The 807-nt window shown below is 61.3% G+C and carries 1 protein-coding gene; it reads right to left on the reverse strand.

What is annotated here, in order from left to right:
- Positions 1-558: transposase (locus tag BJG92_RS15650; protein ID WP_232084911.1), on the reverse strand; the 558-nt coding region annotated here is incomplete at its 3' end.
- Positions 559-807: the final 249 nt, after the last annotated feature.

Here is an 807-nt window from a genome sequence, read left to right on the forward strand (position 1 = left end):
TGGTCGCATCCTGGCGCACGTCGTGATCAGCACGGTCGTACTCAAATGGCGCAGCTGTTCTCGTAGCTGGGCGGGTGCAGTAATCAGTAGGGCTTTGAGCTGATTCGTGGTTTGGGTGCGGGCTTTGACTGCGCCGCTGCGGGCGACCCGGATCGCACGGATCGCTTCGATCCTCCCGTTGCGCGTCTTGGGTTGGCCTCCGGCGGTCCCTGATAACGCGGCGCGGGCGGCCGCGTACGCGTCCAGCGGGTCGGATTTTCCTTTCGCCCGACGTGCTGAGCGATCAGGTCGATTGACCTCCACCACTGTCACGCCAATTTCTTTCAGGTACCTGGTGAGTCCAGCACCATAGGTGCCAGTGCCTTCTACCCCGACGCACGCTAGCCGGCCATGTCGAGTCAACCAGGCACCCAGTGCCTGGTAGCCGGCAGGTGTGGTGGGGAATTCCCGGTCGCCGAGCTGACGACCGATATGATCCAAGACGGCTGCGTGGTGGGTGTGTCCGTGGGTGTCGATTCCGCCGATGATGATGTCGGTAGCAGGGCTCTTCCGGGTCATGGCCGTACCTCTTCTCGATCGCGTTCAACGTCAGCTGTTGAGTTGGCACACGGTGTTCGAGTGGGACGGACAAGCCAGTGATGGGCGCTTTGAACGCACGCTCCTATGAGGTCACGTCACCGAGCCATTCGTATGCAGTGGCATCACCCACCAGGCCGACCAATCGGTCGAAGGACAACAACATCGCGTCAGGCTTACGGTGAGTCAGACCCCGTAGGTGATGCCACCTATATCCTCACTGGCTTACGG

Origin of the sequence: Arthrobacter sp. SO5 (assembly GCF_020532805.1) — a bacterium.
GTDB lineage: Bacteria > Actinomycetota > Actinomycetes > Actinomycetales > Micrococcaceae > Arthrobacter.